The organism is Nocardia sp. NPDC047038 (assembly GCF_040644075.1).
GTDB classification, from domain to species: Bacteria; Actinomycetota; Actinomycetes; order Mycobacteriales; family Mycobacteriaceae; genus Nocardia; species Nocardia sichangensis.
Genome location: NZ_JBEYVQ010000009.1, coordinates 172,238 through 191,186, shown reverse-complemented (window position 1 = coordinate 191,186; position 18,949 = coordinate 172,238). Strand labels below are relative to the sequence as shown.

General features: G+C 70.4%; 3 protein-coding genes (1 of these 3 only partly in view). All 3 read left to right on the top strand.

Annotation, left to right across the window (positions count from 1 at the left end; translation table 11 throughout):
• Tightly spaced (each overlapping or abutting the next), the 3 genes in view from ABZ824_RS27090 to ABZ824_RS27080 form a layout consistent with a single transcriptional unit that may run on beyond the window.
• Positions 1-5,178: the end of an SDR family NAD(P)-dependent oxidoreductase gene (locus ABZ824_RS27090; protein ID WP_356966214.1), read on the top strand. It extends 16,572 nt beyond the left edge of the window; 5,178 of the gene's 21,750 nt are visible here — the last part of the coding sequence; the start codon falls outside the window, past its left edge; its stop codon occupies positions 5,176-5,178.
• Positions 5,175-17,129: a thioester reductase domain-containing protein gene (locus tag ABZ824_RS27085; protein ID WP_356966212.1), complete on the top strand. Its 11,955-nt coding sequence runs from the start codon at positions 5,175-5,177 to the stop codon at positions 17,127-17,129. Before ABZ824_RS27090 ends, ABZ824_RS27085 begins: the two co-directional genes overlap by 4 nt.
• Entirely contained in the window at positions 17,126-18,949 is a 1,824-nt protein-coding gene (locus ABZ824_RS27080; RefSeq protein ID WP_356966210.1) for a thioesterase domain-containing protein, read from the top strand. Before ABZ824_RS27085 ends, ABZ824_RS27080 begins: the two co-directional genes overlap by 4 nt.

Genomic DNA, 18,949 nt, shown 5'->3' with positions numbered 1-18,949 from the left:
CGGGTGCTGGTCGAGGGACGCGACTGCGTCACCGAGATCCCGCGGCAGCGGTGGGATCACAGCCGCTATTTCGTCCCCGACCGCCACAACCCCTTCACCGCGTACACCAAGTGGGGCGGGTTCCTCGACGACGTCGACTGCTTCGATCCGCTGTTCTTCGCCATCTCCCCGCGCGAGGCGGAGATCCTGGACCCGCAAGAGCGGCTGTTCCTGCAAACCGCTTGGGCCGCATTGGAAGACGCCGGACACTCCCGGGCCGACCTGGCCCGTGGCGGCCTGCGTCCGGAGCAGGCCGGTGTGTTCGTCGGTGTCATGTGGGGCACCTATCAGATGTTCGGGGCCGAGGAGTCCCGGCTCGGGCGCGGCACGCTGCCCGGGTCGACGTTCTGGAGCATCCCGAATCGTGTCTCGCACGCCCTGGACTTCCAAGGGCCGAGCATGGCGGTGGACACGGCGTGCTCGTCCTCGCTCACCGCACTGCACCTGGCCTGCCAGAGCATCCGGACCGGCGAATGCAGGCTGGCGCTGGTCGGCGGCGTCAATCTGTCACTGCACCCGTACAAGTTCGTCGCGCTCAGCCAGGGGCAGTTCGCCTCCACCGACGGCCGCTGCCGTTCCTTCGGCGCAGGGGGCGACGGGTATGTGGCCAGTGAGGGTGTGGGGGCGCTGGTGCTGCGGCCGCTGGCCGACGCCGAAGCCGACGGCGACACCATCTACGGCGTCATCAAGGGCACCGCGATCAACCACGGCGGCCGGGTCAACGGGTTCACGGTGCCCAATCCCGACGTGCAGGCGGCGGTGATCCGCTCGGCGCTGCGCAGCGGTGGCGTGGACCCGGCGTCGGTCTCCTACGTCGAAGCGCACGGCACCGGCACCGCGCTGGGCGACCCGATCGAAATCGCCGGTCTGGCAAAGGTGTTCGGCACGTCCGGCGTGACCGAGCTGCCGATCGGTTCGGTGAAGTCCAATGTCGGCCACCTCGAGGCCGCGGCCGGTGTCGCGGCGCTGACGAAGGTGCTCCTGCAGTTGCGCCACCGGACCATCGTGCCGTCGCTGCACGCCACGCCGCCCAACCCGAACATCGACTTCGCGGCCACACCGTTCCGAATCCCGTCCCGCCCGCTGCCATGGCCCGGCGGAGATCCGGCGCGGCCGCGCCGGGCGACGGTGAGTTCGTTCGGGGCAGGTGGGGCCAACGCGAACGTGGTGATCGAGGAGTACGTGGATCGCAGGCCGCAGACGCGGTTCAGCGGCGGTCAGGTCGTCCCGGTCTCCGCGCGCGACGGCGAGCGGCTCACGGAGTACGTCACCGCGCTGGACCGTTTTCTCGCCGGGCAGCAGCCGAACCTCGCCGATCTGGCCTTCACCATGCAGGTGGGTCGGCAGGCGGGCAGCGCGCGCGCCGCGTTCGTCGCGCGCGACATCGGCCAGTTGCGCGCCGCGGTCCGCGCCTGGGTCGAGGACGTGCCGGGCGCCAGGTCGTGCCGGGACGCGGCGGAGGATTCCCGGATCGCGCGTTGGCTCGGCGGTAAGGACCTCGATTGGGCCACCGTCCGTGATCCGGGACCGCGACGCCGTATTCCCGCGCCCACGTACCCGTTCGCCCGTGAGCGGTACTGGATTCCGGACGTCACGCCCAGCGTGGAACCGGGTGCCGGGCACAGTGACCAGTCCACATTCACGCCGGACAACACCTCGCTGCCGCAGCCCACGTCGACTTCGGGACCTGTTCCGGTCGCGCAACCCGCGCTGAATGGGCAGGCCAGGCTCCAAGCGGGAGCACCGCAACCCGTATCAGCGCAATGGCTCGCACTCGAGCCGTTGTCGGAGCTTTCGACGGGCGGATTCGAGACGGAGGCCGGGATGCGGGAGTCCGCGCCGACCCGCCGGGCAGCAGCGCAACGGTTGCTGGTCCCGGTCTGGCGAGAAGCTGCGCTGCCCGGCGGTGACCTGCGTTCCCGCCGCGCCCTGCTGGTATACGACGCGCGAACCCCGCACCACCTGGTGGAGGCGCTGACCGCCGCTACCGGTGATCCGGGCCGCCTGGTGCGGCTCTCCGAACTACCGGGCGACCTGCACCGCGACGACTTCGACGCGGGCGCTGCGCTCGGCCGGGCGCTCGCGGCCCGTTATCCCGACACCGACTGCGTCCTCGATGTGTGCGATCTCGTACCCGCGGCGACCGGACGACCCACCGGCGACCTCGGCCGAATGGGGTTCTACCAAGGCGCGATCGAGGCGCGCGCCGGTTCGCTCGCGCTGCTGCACATCGCCGCCGGACACCCCGGCGCGGACGGCCCGGAGTCCGCGCCGCTGGGCGGCCTGGTCGCCGCGCTCGCCGTGGAGATCCGCGACGTGCGCACACGGAGCGTCCATATAGGTGACGAGCGCGACGCGGTGTGCGCCGATCCCGCGCGATTGCTGGCGATACTGGGCGCGGAGAGCGCGGCCACCGAGGACAGCGCGCCGCGGGTGCGGTATCGCGGTGGAATACGCGAAGCCGTCGAACTCACCGACGCGACAGCACGCGACGGTCTGGTGGTGGATCCCGCCCGCACCTATGTGGTGACCGGCGGCACGCGCGGACTGGGTGCGGCGTTCGCGGCGGCGTTGGTCGAACGCGGAGCGCGCCGCTTGGCCGTCCTCGGCCGGGAACCGCTACCGCCGCAGACGGAGTGGGACCGGGTCGCTGCCGGAACCGGCCCCGAGGCGGAGAAGGTTGGGCGGCTGGTGCAGTTGCGTGACCGCGGCGTCGCCGTGCGCACCTACTTCGGCAGCCTCACCGACGAGGCGGGCTTGTCCGGCTTCTTCGACCGAGTGCGCAACGAGCTGGGCCCGATCGGCGGCGTGCTGCACTGCGCGGGAAGCGTATCCGCGGAGAGCCCGGCGTTCGTGCGCAAGACAGGCGACGCCGTCGCGACCGTGCTCGCGCCCAAATTGGGGGGCACCGCGGTCCTCGCCGACGTTCTGGCCGCCGACCGTCCCGACTTCTTCGTCTTGTTCTCCTCGGTGTCGGCCGTGCTGCCCGGCTTGTCGGTGGGCCTGTCGGACTACGCGATGGCCAACGCGCACCTCGACCGCTTCGCCGAGGCCCAGCACGCCCTGGGACGACACTGGTTCCGGTCGATCAATTGGCCGTCGTTCCGTGACACCGGGTTCGGCGAGGTGACCAGCGCGGCCTACCGCGCCACCGGCCTGCCCACCCTCAGCGCCGAGGAAGGATTCGAACTACTCGACGCGGCACTGAGTCTACCCGCTCCGGTGGTCTTGCCCTACCACGGTGCGGCACTTCATCTTTCGACACAGACGAGTCGACCTGCAGCAGAGGTGGCGCCCGTGCCGACCGCGCGGCCCACGGCGGCGAACGGCTCCGCGGCGGCGTATCAGGAATTGCTGCGCATCTTCTCCGACGAACTGAAATTGGCCCCCGCCCGCTTCGAGGGCGACAAACGGTTCGAGGAGTACGGCGCGGATTCGGTGTTGATCGCCTCGGCGGTGCGCCGGATCGAGCAGGTCGTCGACGCGCCCTTCGACCCGGCGCTGGTACTGGAGTTTCCGACCCTGGACGACTTGGCGGGTCTGTTGACCGAGCAGTTCCCGGAACGTTTCGCGCCCGAAGCGCCGCCGGATCCACCGGCCGATCCGCAGCGGCCACCGGCTGATCATCAACGCACACCCGACAGCGGGACATCCCGTCCCGGTGCGGCCACCTGGGCGGCCGACGCCCGCCGTGGCCGGGCAGCCGAGCCCATCGGCGTGGTCGGCATCGGTTGCCGCCTTCCGGGCGGCGACACCCCGGACGCGTTCTGGCGCCTGCTCGCCACGGGCGCCTCCGGCATCCGGGAGGTGGACCCGGCTCGCTGGGATCCCGCCCGGTTCTACCGCCCTGGCGGCGGGCCCGGTCTGACCAACAGCAAATGGGGCGGGTTCGTCGACGGTGTCGATCTGTTCGATCCGCAGTATTTCGGGGTCACCGACGAGCTCGCTTGGCAGATGGACCCGTTGCAGCGGCTGCTGCTCGAGACGTCGGTGCTGGCAACCACCGACGCCGGATACCGGCGCGAAGAGTTGGCGGGCAAGCGAGTCGGCGTCTACGCCGGCAGCAGGGCGGCGAATTACTTCAACCGCATCCCGGTCGCCGACCGGCACACCATCATCGGCATCGGGCAGAACTTCATCGCCGCGCGCATCTCGGACTTCTTCGACTGGCACGCGGGCAATGTCGTGCTCGACAGCGCGTGCTCGTCGTCGTTGCTGTCGGTGCATCTGGCCTGCCAGGCGTTGCGGGCGGGCGAGGTCGACGCGGCGCTGGCCGGTGGGGTGGAAGTGCTGCTCGACGAGATGCTGTTCGTCACGTTGTCGGCGGCGGGTGTGCTCTCGCCGAACGGGCGGTGCGCGACGTTCTCCGAGGACGCCGACGGTTTCGTGCCGGGCGAGGGCGCGGCGCTGCTGATGCTCAAGCGGCTGGACGACGCGCTCGCCGACGGCGATCGGGTCTACGCGGTGCTGCGCGGTTCGGCGATCGGCAACGACGGGCACACGATGGGCATCACCACACCCAACATGCGGGCGCAGATCGAGGTGGTCACCGCGGCGCTCGAAGTGGCGGGGATGTCCCCGGACGCGCTGTCGTATCTGGAGGCGCACGGCACCGGCACCATGATCGGCGACCCCATCGAACTGAAGGGGTTGGCGACTGTGCTGGGCGACCGGTCGCGCGGCCCGGAGCCGTGCGCGGTCGGCAGCGTGAAAACCAATATCGGGCACCTGCTGTCCGCGGCGGGCATCGCCGGGGCGGTCAAGACGATCCTGGCCGTGCACCACGCGGCGCTGCCGCCGTCGCTGCACTGCGACAACCTCAATCCGCGATTCCAGTTCGCCGGATCGCCGCTGCAGGTCAACCGAGAACTGCGCCCGTGGCGGCCGGCCGACGGCAGGCCCCGCGCGGCGGGCGTCAGCTCGTTCGGCTTCGGCGGCACCAATGCCCACCTCATCGTCGAGCAGGCGCCCGATGGGCACCGTCCGACACGCCACCCCCTGGATCCACCCGCCTTCCGCAAGAGGAGCTTCATGCTGCCGAAAACGGTTCCCAGCACATCGACGGAGCCCGCGCCGCGGATCGTGGTGCCGATCAGCGCGCCCGCACCGTCGTTCCTCCAGGTGGAGCCGCTGCGATGAGCGGGATCGAATTGGACAGCTTCGCCACCACCCTGCGCGCCGAGGACCCGGTGGTGCGCGACCATCGCGTGCACGGTGTGCGGATCCTGCCGGGCGTGGTGTATCTCGACATGATCCTGCGCGCGGCGATGGCGGCGGGGTACCGGCCCGGCGAGCTGACGATCCGAGAGGCGTTGTTCCAGCGTCCGGTCGCCCTCGCCGACGACGGCGCGGTGCGCATCGCGTTCCGCGTGGATCGTCCGACCGGCCGGATCGCCATCGACGTCCAGAGCCTGGACGCGAAAGGCGTGCCGGTCGGCGCGATCGAGCCTGTCGCGGAATGCGTTGTGGTGCGGTCTGCTTCCTCCGATCAGCCGCCGGGGATCGATGCGGCCGAGTTGCGGGCGGCGTCGCGTGCGCGTGGCATGGCGGAGCTGTACGCCCAGACCGGCGGCCGCGGTATCGATCATCGCGAATTCATGCGCGCCACTGGACATTTCGCTCGACGCGACGATGTGGTCACCGCGACGCTCGGTCTCGGCGCGGAGGCCGCGGCGCATCTGCCCGGCTTCCTGCTGCACCCCACGTTCCTGGACGCCTCCACGATCGTGCCGTTCATCGATCCGCAGCGGCTCGGCGTGGACGACGACAGCGCGTTCATCCCCATCTTCTTCGGCGACGTCCGCGCCTGGCGCGCGACGCCCGAGGAGGTGCTCGTGCGAGCGGCGGTCCGCGGTGGCGGGCACGGCGGGGACCTGCTCGAAGCCGATGTGGCGCTCTACGACCGGGACGGGGCGCCGGTGGCGCGGTATCGGCTGACGTCCAAGCGTGTGCGTGGCAGCGCGGATATCCAGCGGTTGCTGACGCGACCGCAGGCAGCACCCACGGGACAAGCCACGCCGCGACCGACGACGGTGCCGGTGGCCTCGGGTGATCCGCGTGCGGTGATCACCGCCGATCTGGCCGCTCTCGTGGCCGGTGAACTCGCCGCCGACGCCGCGGGGATCGCCACCGACGTCGGGTTCTACGAGCTCGGATTGGATTCCGGTCGTCTACTGCGGCTGACCGCCGAGTTGGAGGCGAGAGTCGGCGAGCCGCTGTATCCGACGCTGCTGTTCGAGTACCAGACCATCGACGCGCTCGCCGGACATCTCGCCGACATCGTCGGCGCGAACTACCGCCCCGCCACGTCGACCCCGGACACCGTGCCCGCCGAATCCACCGTGATCGCCGAGGTGGCGGGCCCGCCGACAGTGGACCAGGTCGCGTCGCCGGAATCCGTAGTGGCAGACGACCTCGTCGTTTTCGGGTTCGACTGGGAGCCCGACACCACCGCGCATACGCGTCGGGAACCCACCAGCCTGCTCGTCTTCGATACCGCCGAGCACCCTTACCCGCACGGCGCGGCCGCGACTGTCATCCGGGTCCGTCCCGGTGGCGAGTTCGTCTCCGGAACACACGCTTTCGTCGTCGACCCGGCGGACGCACGGCACATGGAGTCGCTGGTCGACCAGCTGACGGCCCGGCGGCTGCGCTTCGACGCCGCGGTGTACCTGTGGCCCGAAACGACGACAGACAGTGACCCGCAGGCGCTGATCGAACGGGTGTACCTGCCGCTGCGCGATCTGCTGCGCGCGGTCGCGGGAGTGTCCGAACCGCCGGTGCGCCTGGTGCTGGCTCTCACACCGGCGACACCCGCGGGTGAATCGAGTTGCGCCCTCCTGGGCGGTGCGGCCCGCACACTGCGGCTCGAGCAGCCGCAACCGTCGCTGCGGGCCATCCAACGCGACCCCGCCCGTCCGATCGACGACATCGTGGCCACCGAGCTGGGCGTCGACGAACGCGACCCCGCCACCGAGATCCGCTACCACGGCGCAGAACGCCGGATCCGCCGGACCCGCCCGCTCACCGATGCCACGCCGAGTTCCGGCGACGCGGTGCTGCGCACGGGGTCGGTGGTCGTCGTCACCGGTGGATTCGGCGGGATCGCCCGTCACCTGGCCCGCCGCCTCGCCGCCGAGTACAGCGCACGGCTGGTGCTGGTATCGCGCCGTCCGCTCGACGCGTCGGCCGCGGGACTGCTGGCCGAGCTCGGCGAACTCGGCGCGGAAGCCGTACACGTGCGCGCCGACGTGTCGATCGCGGCCGACGCCGAACGCGTCGCCGCGATCGCCCACGCCACCTTCGGGCCGGTCGACGTGCTCTACCACGGTGCGGGTCAGTTGCGCGACGGACTGCTGTCCGGCAGCAGCCGCGACGACGCGAGAACCGTTCTCGCACCGAAGGTCTACGGCGTCGAGCACTTGACGCGGACGCTGCCGGAGACCCGCCTGACCGTGTTGTTCTCCTCGGTCTCCGCGGTGCTGGGCAACCCGGGGCAAGCCGATTACGCGGCGGCCAACCGCTATCTCGACGTCTTCGCCGAACAGCGCGACCTAGCCGGAAGCAGGACGATCAGCATCGGCTGGCCGCTGTGGGCCGAAGGCGGTATGCGTCCGCCCGCCGAGCAGATCGCCGCGCTGCGGCGCGCCGGTGTGGGACTGCTGCCCACCGCGACCGGACTGGACCTGCTGTTGTCCTGCGCGACGCTCCACCGCGCACAACTGGCCGCGGTATGGGGCGACAGCGACATCCTGCGAGCACGACTACAACCGGCAACCGCACCGTCCGACGCGCCATCCGCGCAGGGCGACGCGCATCACGCGACCGTGCCGGTCGACGAGCATCGCAAGTCCGTCGAGGAGCCCATCGCGATCGTCGGAATCAGCGGCCGCTACCCCGACGCGGAGGACATCGAGGAGTTCTGGCGCAATCTGCGCGACGGACACGACGCGGTCGGCCCGGTCCCCGCCGAACGCTGGTGGCTCACCTCCGTGCGAGGCACGCCCGGCGCGCCACCGATGACCGGCGGATTCCTGCGTGACGTGGGTGGTTTCGACCCCCAGTTCTTCCGCATCCCGCCGGTTCAGGCGCCGCTGCTGGACCCGCAGGAGCGGTTGTTCCTGCAGCAGGCCTACGCGGCGCTCGAGCACGCCGGTTACCACCACACCGACCCGGCCGTGCGCGACCGCCGGGTGGGTGTGTTCGTAGGCGCCACCTGGAGCGACTACCGGCTGCTCGGAGTGGCGGCCAGCCGCGACGGCGATCCGGTCGCGGTGGCCTCGATCCCGTCGTCGATCGCCAACCGCACCTCCTACACCCTCGGTCTGCGTGGACCGAGCCTCACCGTGGACACCGCGTGTTCGGCGTCGCTGACCGCACTGCATCTGGCGCGGCGCAGCCTGCTCGACGGCGAATGCGACGCGGCGCTCGTCGGCGGGGTGAACCTGTTGCTGCACGAGGACAAATTCCTGCTGCTGCACAGCCTGGGCATGATGTCCGAGAGCGGCCGGTGCAGGCCCTTCGCCGCGAGCGCCGACGGCTATGTGCCCGGCGAAGGCGTCGGGGCGCTGTATCTGAAGCCGCTGTCGGCCGCCCGCGCCGACGGCGACACCATCCACGGCCTGATCCTCGGCAGCGCGGTGAATCACGGCGGGCAGACCTCCGGGTACAGCGTGCCGCATCCAGGGGCGCAAGCCGACGTGATCGGCGAGGCCCTGCGCGCTGCCGGGGTCGACCCCGCCGCGATCGACTACCTCGAGGCGCACGGAACCGGGACACCGCTCGGCGATCCGATCGAAATAGCCGGGCTGGCCGCCGCTTTCGGCAGGGCCGACGGCAGCCGCTCCCGCGCACTCGGGTCGACGAAGTCGAACATCGGCCACCTGGAAGCGGCTGCGGGCGTCGCTGGTCTCACCCGGGTGCTGTTGCAGCTGCGTCACGGCCGGATCGCGCCGACATTGCATGCCGCACAGGTCAATCCGGCCATCGCGTTCAACTCGGTGCCGTTCCGCTTACCGCGTGAACTGGAGGATTGGCCGCGCCGCACCGTAGACGGCGTCGCGGTGGCGCGGCACGCGGGTATCAGCGCCTTCGGGGCGGGCGGCGCCAACGCTCACGTGGTGCTCGCGGAGTTCATCGACGACCGAGTGCGTCCGGGCGCCACCGGTGAACCCGAGATCTTCGTGCTGTCCGCGCGCACTCCGGAGCGGCTGCGCCGCTATGCCGAAATCATGGCACGGCACTTCCGCACCCTCGATCCAGCGGATTTCCTCGACGCGGTGCGCACCTTGCAAGTGGGCAGGCCCGCACTGGCCCACCGGCTCGCGGTGGTCGCGTCCTCGCCGCTCGAGGTGGCCGACGCGCTCGATCAGTTCGGCGCCGACCAGCTCGGCCCCGTGGTCACCGGCAGCGTCGACGCACACACCCGGCCACCGCTGTACGCGCCCGCGGCGGACGACCGAGAGCTGGCCAGGCAGTGGGTCGCGGGCGCCGACGTCGACTGGCGTGGACGCGGCGGGCCGCGCCAGCGAATCCCGCTGCCCGGCTATCCATTCGAGCGCACCGACTACTGGATCATCGCACCGCCGCGCTTGGGATTCGATGCCGCGGCGGAGCGGTTCGACGCGTCCATCCAGCCCGCGGGCACAGTGGAGCCCGGTAAGGCCGAACTCGGCCGCTACGCGGCGATGCTGCTGTTCGCCACCTTCGCCGGAATGGGGCTCACGCCGGGGGAGTGGACCGTGCGGTCGCTGGACGCGCGCCTTGGTTTGCGGCCCGAATTCGACCGGCTACGCACGAGCTGCCTGGATATCCTGCGGCGACATGGGCTGGTGCGATGGCATGAGGGCCGGATCGAAGTCGCCGGCCCACCACCGGGCACCAGCGGGATGCGCGCGGACTTGCTCGCGCGCTTCCCGGAGACCGAACCGTACGTGGCCCTGCTCGATGCCTGCCTGGCCGCCTATCCGCGCGTACTGCGCGGCGAAATGTCCGCGACCGAGGTGCTGTTCCCTGGCGGGGACCTCGAACTGGTCGGCGCGATCTATCGCGGCAACGCCGCCTACGACTTCACCAACGGATTGCTCGCCGGATTGGTGTCGGCCGTGGCGCAGCGGCATGGCGAGACCCGGCCGGTGCGGATCGTGGAAGTCGGTGCAGGCACCGGCGGTTCCACGCACGCGGTGCTCGACGCGCTCGCCGAACGCGGGATCGCGTTCGACTATCACTACACCGACGTGTCGCACAGTTTCGTCGCGCACGGCCGACGCACCTTCGGTACGCGGTCGAACGTGCGGTTCGGGGTGCTGGACATCGAGGCGGATCCGATCGCGCAAGGCTTCCCCGCACACCAGGCCGATCTGGTGATCTGCGCCAACGTCCTGCACGCGACGCGGTCGATCGGCGCGACGTTGCGCAACGTCCGGCGGCTGCTCGCGCCCGGTGGCGTGCTCGCCTGTACCGAAGCGACCGCCGACCTCGAGGTTCTCGCGCTGACGTTCGGCCTGCTGGAGGGCTGGCACGCGTATCGCGATCCCGAGGCGCGTCTCCCGTATTCGCCGTTGCTGTCCGAATCGCAGTGGCGGGACGCCCTGAGTGCGGCGGGTTTCTCTGGAATCCGCGCCTGGGGTCCCGGCCTGTCGGAGGACCCGGAGCCGAGTTTCCGGGTGCTGGCCGCGGTCAGCGCCACCACGCTGCCCACTGTCGCCTTACCCCCGGCCGATGTGCAGCCCGCCACCGCGCGAGTCGGCCTCGCCGATACCGGGAACCCGCCCGCCGGTGCGCCGCCGGACGCGCAACCGGCCACCGTGAGTGGTGCGGCCGCCCTGGAAGCCGAGCTCGTCGCCCTCGTCGCCGAGGGCCTCGGTGTCGGGCGCGGCGAGGTGCGCGCGGAGCTGCCGCTGTCGGACTACGGCGTCGATTCCATTCTCGCGGTGAAGATCATCGATCGAGTCAACGCCCGCTACGACTTGGCGCTGCGACCCACGGTGGTGTTCGACCATCCGTCGGTGCGGCTGCTCAGCAGGCACATGGCCGAACAAGGCGCTTCGGCGGACGGCGGCGGGTCTGCCGTCGCCGGCGCGCCCGCTTCCGCTCCTCGAACCGCCACCGCGCCGCCCGCACGGCCCAGCGAAAGGTCAACATCGATGGACATCGCCATCATCGGCATGTCCGGGCAGTTCCCGGGCGCGGCGAACCTCGAGGAGTTCTGGCGCGATCTCGCCACAGGGCGGGACGCGGTGACCGAGATCCCCGCCGGACGCTGGCCGATCGCCGAGCATTTCCGTCCCGGCCTGGCGACGCCGGGCAAGACCTACTCCAAGTGGGGCGGCTTCCTCGACGGCGTCGAGGAGTTCGATCCGGCGTTCTTCGACATAGTGCCTGCCGAAGCCGATTACATGGACCCGCAGCAGCGGCTGTTCCTGGAACACAGCTGGCTGGCCCTGGAAGACGCCGCCATCGACCCGAAGTCGTTGCGGCGCACCCGCTGCGGCGTTTTCGCCGGGTCTCCCGGATCGGACTACGCCACCCTGCTGCGCAACCGCGGAACGGTCGGCTCCCATCACGTGTTCACCGGTAACAGCCCGGCCATCCTGCCTGCCCGCGTGGCCTATCACCTGGATCTCACCGGCCCGTGCCTCGGTCTGGACACCGCCTGTTCCTCGGCGCTGGTCGCGTTGCACCAGGCATGCCGCAGTCTCGCCGCGGGGGAGTCGGAGCTGGCGCTGGCCGGGGGTGTCGCGGTGTTCGTGACACCCGAATACCACCTGCTCGCCTCATCGATGGGCATGCTCTCACCACGCGGGCGATGCGCGAGTTTCGATGCCGACGCCGACGGTTTCGTGATCGCGGAGGGTGTCGGCGTGGTGGTGCTCAAGCCGTTGGCCGCCGCCGAACGCGACGGCGACCCGATCCACGGGGTGATCCGCGGGATCGGCGTCAACCACGACGGCCGCACCAACGGCATCACCGCACCCAGCGTTCGCTCGCAGACCGAACTGGAACTGGCGGTGTATCGCGACGGCGGGATCGATCCGTCCACCATCGGTTACGTCGAAACGCACGGCACCGGAACGCGGTTGGGCGACCCGATCGAACTCGAGGCACTCACCGCGGCGTTCCGTCGCTACACCGACGCGGTCGGCGTCATCCCGGTGGGATCGGTGAAATCGAACATCGGGCACGCCTCGCACGCCGCGGGCATGGCGAGCCTGTTCAAGGTGCTGCTGGCCATGCGCGCCGGACAGGTGCCGCCGTCGCTGCACGTCGCTTCGGTGAATCCGCTGCTCGGATTGGAGCAGTCGCCGTTCTTCGTCAACACCGAACTGCGCGCCTGGGACGGCGCGCCACGCCGAGCCGCGATCAGTTCCTTCGGTTTCAGCGGCACCAACGCGCACCTGGTGGTCGACGGCGCACCGGCCGTAGCGACCGCACGGCGTGCGGGGCCCGGGGAACCGCAGGTGGTGGTGCTCTCCGCGCGCAGCGCTACGAGCCTGTCGCGGATGGCGCGGACGCTGCGCAGGCAGCTCACGGCGCATCCGAATTTGTCGCTCGCCGACGTCGCGCGCACGCTCGCGGTCGGGCGCAGCGAATTCGAGCATCGGCTCGCGGTGGTCGGGGATTCGGTGGATGCGGTCGTGGCCCGGCTTGCCGCCTTCGCCGACGGCGACCGGCCTGCCGGGGTCTACACCGGAACGACCGACACCCCCGCCGCGGACCGCGACACTGCCACCGTGCTGGACGACCCGGAGGCGGTGGCACGGCAATGGGTCGAGGGCGGGCACGTCTCACATGCGGGCTGGGCCGACCCGGCCGCGCGCCGTATCCATCTGCCCGGCTACGAGTTCGACCGGGAACGGTGCTGGGCACCGGACATGAGCGCCCCTTCGTCCGAGCACACGGCGCGCCCGTCGCACAGTTCCGTTGTCGGCGAAGCCCAGGACCTCGCCGCGACGCAGCGCACCGCAGCCCCATCGACCGGCGCGGCGCCCCGCGAGCTCAGCACCGCCGCAGCGGTGGCATCCGGCACGTCCATGGTCGAGACGGCACTCGATGGACCCGCGACATCCTCGCAGGCTGTCGGAGGCTCGTCGGTGCCCACGACACAGACGGCCGCTGCGCTCCAGGACAACAGCGCGCTCCAGAACGCTGCCGACGATCGAGTTCGTGGACCTGCGGCGCCTGATCATGCCCTGCCCGCACCGCCGGACCCCACGCAGCGACGGCAGTCCGCCGAGACCTACCTCAAAGGCCTGCTCGCCGAGTACTGCCGACTCGACCCGCAGCGGATCCGCACCCGAATCCCATTGCAGGACTATGGCATCGACTCGGTGCTGATCAGCAAGATGAACGACCGGCTGGAAACCGATTTCGGACCGATGCCGAGCACGCTGATGTTCGAATACCAGACCGTCCGCGACCTCGCGGGCTACCTCGCCGACGAGCACGGGCCGCGTCTGGCCGCCATCACCGACGACACGACGACCGCAACCGCGGCATCCGGCGGCGCACCCGCGTCGGCAGGCTCGGTCGCCTCCGAGCCCACCGCTCCCGCCGAGCATTCCGCCGACGACGCGGACGACGCCGAGGACATCGCCGTCATCGGCATGGCGGGCAAGTTCCCGATGGCGGGGGACATCGAGGAGTTCTGGGCCAACCTGGTCGCCGGTCGCGACTGCATCGTCGAGGTGCCGCCGCAACGCTGGGATCACCGCGAATACCTGTCCGACGATCCCGACGAACCGGGCACCACCTACGCGCGCTGGGGCGGATTCATCGATGACGTCGACAAGTTCGACGCTCGCTTCTTCGGCATCACCCCCAAAGACGCCGAGGAGATGGACCCGCAGCAACGGCTGTTCCTCGAAACCTCCTGGGCGGCTCTGGAAGACGCGGGTTACTCGCCCGATCGGGTACGCCGCAGCGCCGCCGCACGCGGCCTGCCGGATGCCGGCGTCTTCGCCGGGGTCGGCTACGCCGAGTACCAGGCGTTCGTCGGCGTGCCGATCTCGGGGTATTTCGCGGTGGCGAATCGGGTGTCCTACCACTTCGGCTTCACCGGCCCGTCTCTCGCGGTCGACACGGCGTGCTCGGCATCGCTGACCGCGCTGCATCTGGCCTGCGAGAGTCTGCGCCGCGGCGAAGCGGCCTACGCGCTGGCCGGTGGGGTGAACGTGTCCATCCATCCCGGCAAGTACTTGCTGCTCGGCTACGGCCGCTGGGCATCCACCGACGGCCGCTGCCGGACGTTCGGCGCGGGCGGCGACGGCTACGTGCCGGGCGAGGGTGTGGTCACGTTGGTCCTCAAACCGCTGCGGCACGCACGCGCCGACGGTGACCGCGTTTACGGCGTGATCCGAGGCAGCACCGTCAACCACGGCGGACGCACCAACGGGTTCACCGTCCCCAACCCAGTCGCCCAGGCCGACCTCATCAGCCGAGCCCTGACCGCGGCACGCGTCGACGCGGCCGACATCGGCTACGTGGAAGCCCACGGCACCGGTACCGCGCTGGGCGACCCGATCGAGATCGCGGCCCTCACCAAGGCCTATCGGCGCTCGACAGCGGAGCAGGGCTACTGCGGCATCGGCTCGGCGAAATCCAGTGTCGGACATCTGGAGGCGGCGGCGGGCGCGGCGGGCGTGGTCAAGGCGCTGCTGCAACTGCGCCACGACACCATCGCGCCCAACCTGCACAGCGATCCACCGAACCCGGGAATCGACTTCGCGGCGACACCGTTCCACGTCATCGATCGGCCCACACCCTGGCCACGCCCCGGCGACGGCACACCACGCGTCACCGCCGTCAGCTCGTTCGGCGCGGGAGGCTCCAACGCCCACATGATCCTCACCGACGCCGAGCCCGTCGCGGCAACGCCGGAAGATGGGCGGCCGAGGATCGTGGTGTTGTCCGCCCGCGACGCCGACCGGCTCGCGGAGCTGGCCGCCCGCACCGCCGATCGGCTGCGCGATCACCCGCTCGCCCTGCCCGATGTGGCGTGGACGCTGGCCGTCGGCCGGACACCGTTCGAACATCGCCTCGCGGTGGTCGCCACCTCGACGGCCGAACTCGTCGAACTACTCGACAGCACAGCCGATGCCGGCGCACCCGCACCGGCGGAGGGACTACTGGTCTTCCGCGGCGTGGCCCGCACCCACCGCGACCTCGACGAGCTGCCCGGCGAATCGGATGCCGACCGCGCCGAAGTGCGCGCCCTGCTGCGGTCGGGCAACCTGCCGCGAGTCGCCGAACTGTGGGCAGGCGGATGGACCGTGGACTGGGAACAGGGCTACGAGCAGCCGTTCGGCCGGATCGTGGGTCTGCCCGGTTATCCGTTCGCCCGGCGCAGGTACTGGATCGTGCCCGAGGACTACCGCAGACGAACACCGCACGTGGTCGCGAAGACGGTGGTCACGCAGGAGATCGAGCCACCGCAGTCGGAGCAGCGCAACGGGCACTCACCGAACGGCACAGCGCTTCAGGACGTTGCGGCACCGCCGGAACCGGTCGAAACGCCCACCGCCGAAGTCGCCGCACCGGCCGTCACCGAGTCCTCCGGTGACGAATTCGACAGCGAGTTGTGCGACCGGCTCGCCGAGCACATCCGGGAGATCTTCGCCGATCTGACCAAGTCCGACCCGGCCGAGCTCGACCTCGACGCGGAATTCGCCGACTTCGGATTCGACTCGGTGGCCACCGTCCGAATGCTCAACCGGCTGATGAAGCACTACGACGTCAAGATCCCGGCGGAATCGACCGAGCTGCATCCGACGATCGCGTCGCTGTCGCACTATTTGGTGGCCGAAGGCATCATCTCCGGCACGGCACACGACGACGCTCCGCGCCCGACCGTGGCCGCCGCGGCCACAGCGGCCCAGCAGGACATCCCCGTAGTGACGACGGAGGTCCCGATCCCGGTGCGGTCGGTCTTCATCACCGGCGTGACCGGCGTGCTGGGCGGCAAGCTGCTGCACGATCTGCTCACCCGCACCGACGTCCGGGTGACCTGCCTGGTGCGCGGCAAGACCGTGGACGCGGCCGAGCGGCGGATCAAGCACTTCCTGAGCACCTACGACCCGGAGTCGACCCTCGACGAGGCGTTCGCGCAGCGCGTCACCGCGGTGCTCGGCGACGTCTCCAGCGAACGGCTCGGCCTGGACGAGGTCACCTGGCGGCGGCTGGCCGACGACGTGGACTTGACCATCCACGCCGCGGGCCGCACCACCTTGGTCACCTTCTACGACGCCCTGGCCCCGATCAACGTCGAAGGAACCCGTCGCGCGGTGGAATTCGCGTTGCGCTCGCGCGGCAAGTACCTCGTGTACGTGTCGAGTTTCAGCGCGCTGGGCGATCGGCTCAACTTCAACAACCCGCCGTTCACCGAGCGGGATCTCGAACTGGGCCAGGGCTACGACCATCTGCCCTACCAGCAGACCAAATACGAGTCGGAGAAGCTGATCCGGGAGGCGAGCGAACGCGGACTGCTGTGGGACATCGTTCGCCCCGGCAACATCATGGGCGACAGCCGGACCGGCCGGTACCCGTTCTCCGAGGTCAGCGTCAAAGGCGCGTACTACGACATCCTCAAGACGATGATCGAGACCGGCGAGACGATGCTGACGCCGGTGCACTGGGACATCAGTCCGGTCGACTACGTCAGCGCCGCGATCGTGCACATCGCCACGCGCCGCGCCACCTACCGGGAGACCTACCACCTGACCAATCCGGACATCCGGCGCTACTACGATGTGGTCCGCTACGTCCAGCGTGCCGGGTACGAGGTGGCGTTGGTGCCGCTGGAGGAATTCCACCGCAGGGCCACCGACCGGCAGATCTACCGGCTGGGCACCGACGAGGTGTACGACAGCCAGACCCTGGAGATGTTCAAGTACGGCATCGAACTGTTCGGCACCATCCACTACGAGGAGAGTTCCTACGCCGACTGCACCTACACCCGGCGGGTGCTCGGCGCGGCGGGCATCGACTGCCCGCCGACCGAGGACCTGGTGCGGGTGTACCTGGCGCACTGCGCCGAGGTGGGCTACATCCCCGCACCCCGCGGGGCCGAGCCGACCGCGGAGGTGCTGCGGTGAGCTGCACGATCGTCTTCCCGGGGCAGGGTGCGCAGCGCACCGGGATGGGAGCGGATTTCTGCGCCGAATTCCCGCTCGCGCGAGACACTTTCGCCGAGGCGAGCGCCGCGGTGGGCGAGGACCTGCTGCGGATCTGCGTCGAGCGGGATCCGCGACTGCATCGCACCGAGTACACCCAGCCGTGCGTGCTGACTATGGAGATCGCCGCCTACCGGGTGCTGGTGAGCGAATCCGGCTGGCAACCGGTCGCTTTCGGCGGGCACAGTCTCGGCGAGTACGCCGCGCTGGTCGCGGCCGGCGTCTTCGAACTCGCCGACGGGGTACGGCTGGTGCGCACGCGCGGCGCGCTGATGCAGCAGGCCGTGCCGGAGGGCGCGGGCGCGATGGCCGCGCTGATCCTGCCGGGCATCGCCGACTCGGGGGTGGCGGATCTGGTGGCCGAGGCGGGCGTCGAGGTGGCCAACGACAATTCCACCGATCAGCTGGTCATCAGCGGTGAACGCGACGCTGTCGCGGCCGCCCGTGTCGTGCTCGGCGAGCGCTTCCCGGAACTGAGGTTCGTCCCGTTGCGGGTCAGCGCGCCGTTCCACTCCCGCTGGATGCGCGGCATCGAGGACGAGTTCGCGGGGCATCTGGCCGAATGCGCACCGCGCATGCGGGCCGAGCGCGCGGTCGCGGTGACCTCGAACTACACCGGGGAGTTCCATCGGCCCGAAACCCTCGCCGAGCATCTGGTCCGCCAGATCTCCGCCCCGGTGCGCTGGACGGCGAACATGCGAGCGTTGCTGCGCTCGGGCACACCCCGCTACGAGGTGGGCCCGTCGGCACCGCTGTCGAAGTTCTTCGCGACGCTGGATGCCCCGGTGACCCGGATCGCGACGGTAGCTGATGTACGTGCGCTGCCCCTGTCGAAAGCCGCTCGGGCTGAGACGGTCTCGGCGATTTCCTCGGCAGCCGCACTGACAGCGGCTGCGCCGGTCACACCGAGAACGGCTATGCCGGTCGCACCGGAACCCGCTCCGGCTGCGATGACCTCTCCGACGGCGGCTGCGGCGCAACCAATTCGCGAGGCGCAAGGGCTGACCATCCATCGCAAGAGCGCCGCGACGCCGAGCCTGCGGTTGTTCTGCTGGCCCTTCGCAGGCGGCAAGGCGGCGGCCTACACGCCGTGGCGGCGCCAGCTGCCCGACTGGATCGAGCTGTGCGTTCTGGAACTGCCCGCCCGCCAACGGCATCTGGCGCAGACGCCGATCCGGCGATTCACCGATCTGGTCGAGACCGCGTTGACAGCGGTGCTGCCGCTGACCGATCTTCCGTTCGCGTTCTTCGGCCACAGCCTCGGCGCGCTGGCCGCCTACGAGGTCGCCCGCCGCCTGCCCGAGGGGATCGCGCCACGCGCGTTGTTCCTCGGTGGCGCGGTGGCCCCGCATCTCCCCAGGCCGGGTCGGTTGTCGGAGCTACCGGACCACGAGTTCGTCGCGGCCGTAGGCCATTACGGCGGCATCCCGCCGGAAGTGCGCGAGACCCCGGAGGTGATGGCGCTGTTCCTGCCCGCGTTGCGCAGCGACTTCGAGATCTTCGACGACTACCGATTCACACCCGCCGCCGCGCCGTCGTGCCCGGCCCACCTGTTCGGTGGTCGCGACGACCGCCAGGTCGCGGCCTCCCAGCTGGAGGCCTGGCGCGACGTCCTGCCTGGACTGCGCTCCACCGAACTGCTGCCCGGCGACCACTTCTTTCTCGTCGAGCAGCGGGCAGCGCTGCTCGACTCGCTCGCGGACAAGCTCGCCGCTGTCCGCCCCGACGCGGTATCCGCCTGA

Excerpts from the sequence above, each read along its gene's own strand:
- ABZ824_RS27085 (WP_356966212.1), top strand. The coding sequence starts at position 5,175 with ATGAGCGGGATCGAATTGGACAGCTTCGCCACCACCCTGCGCGCCGAG.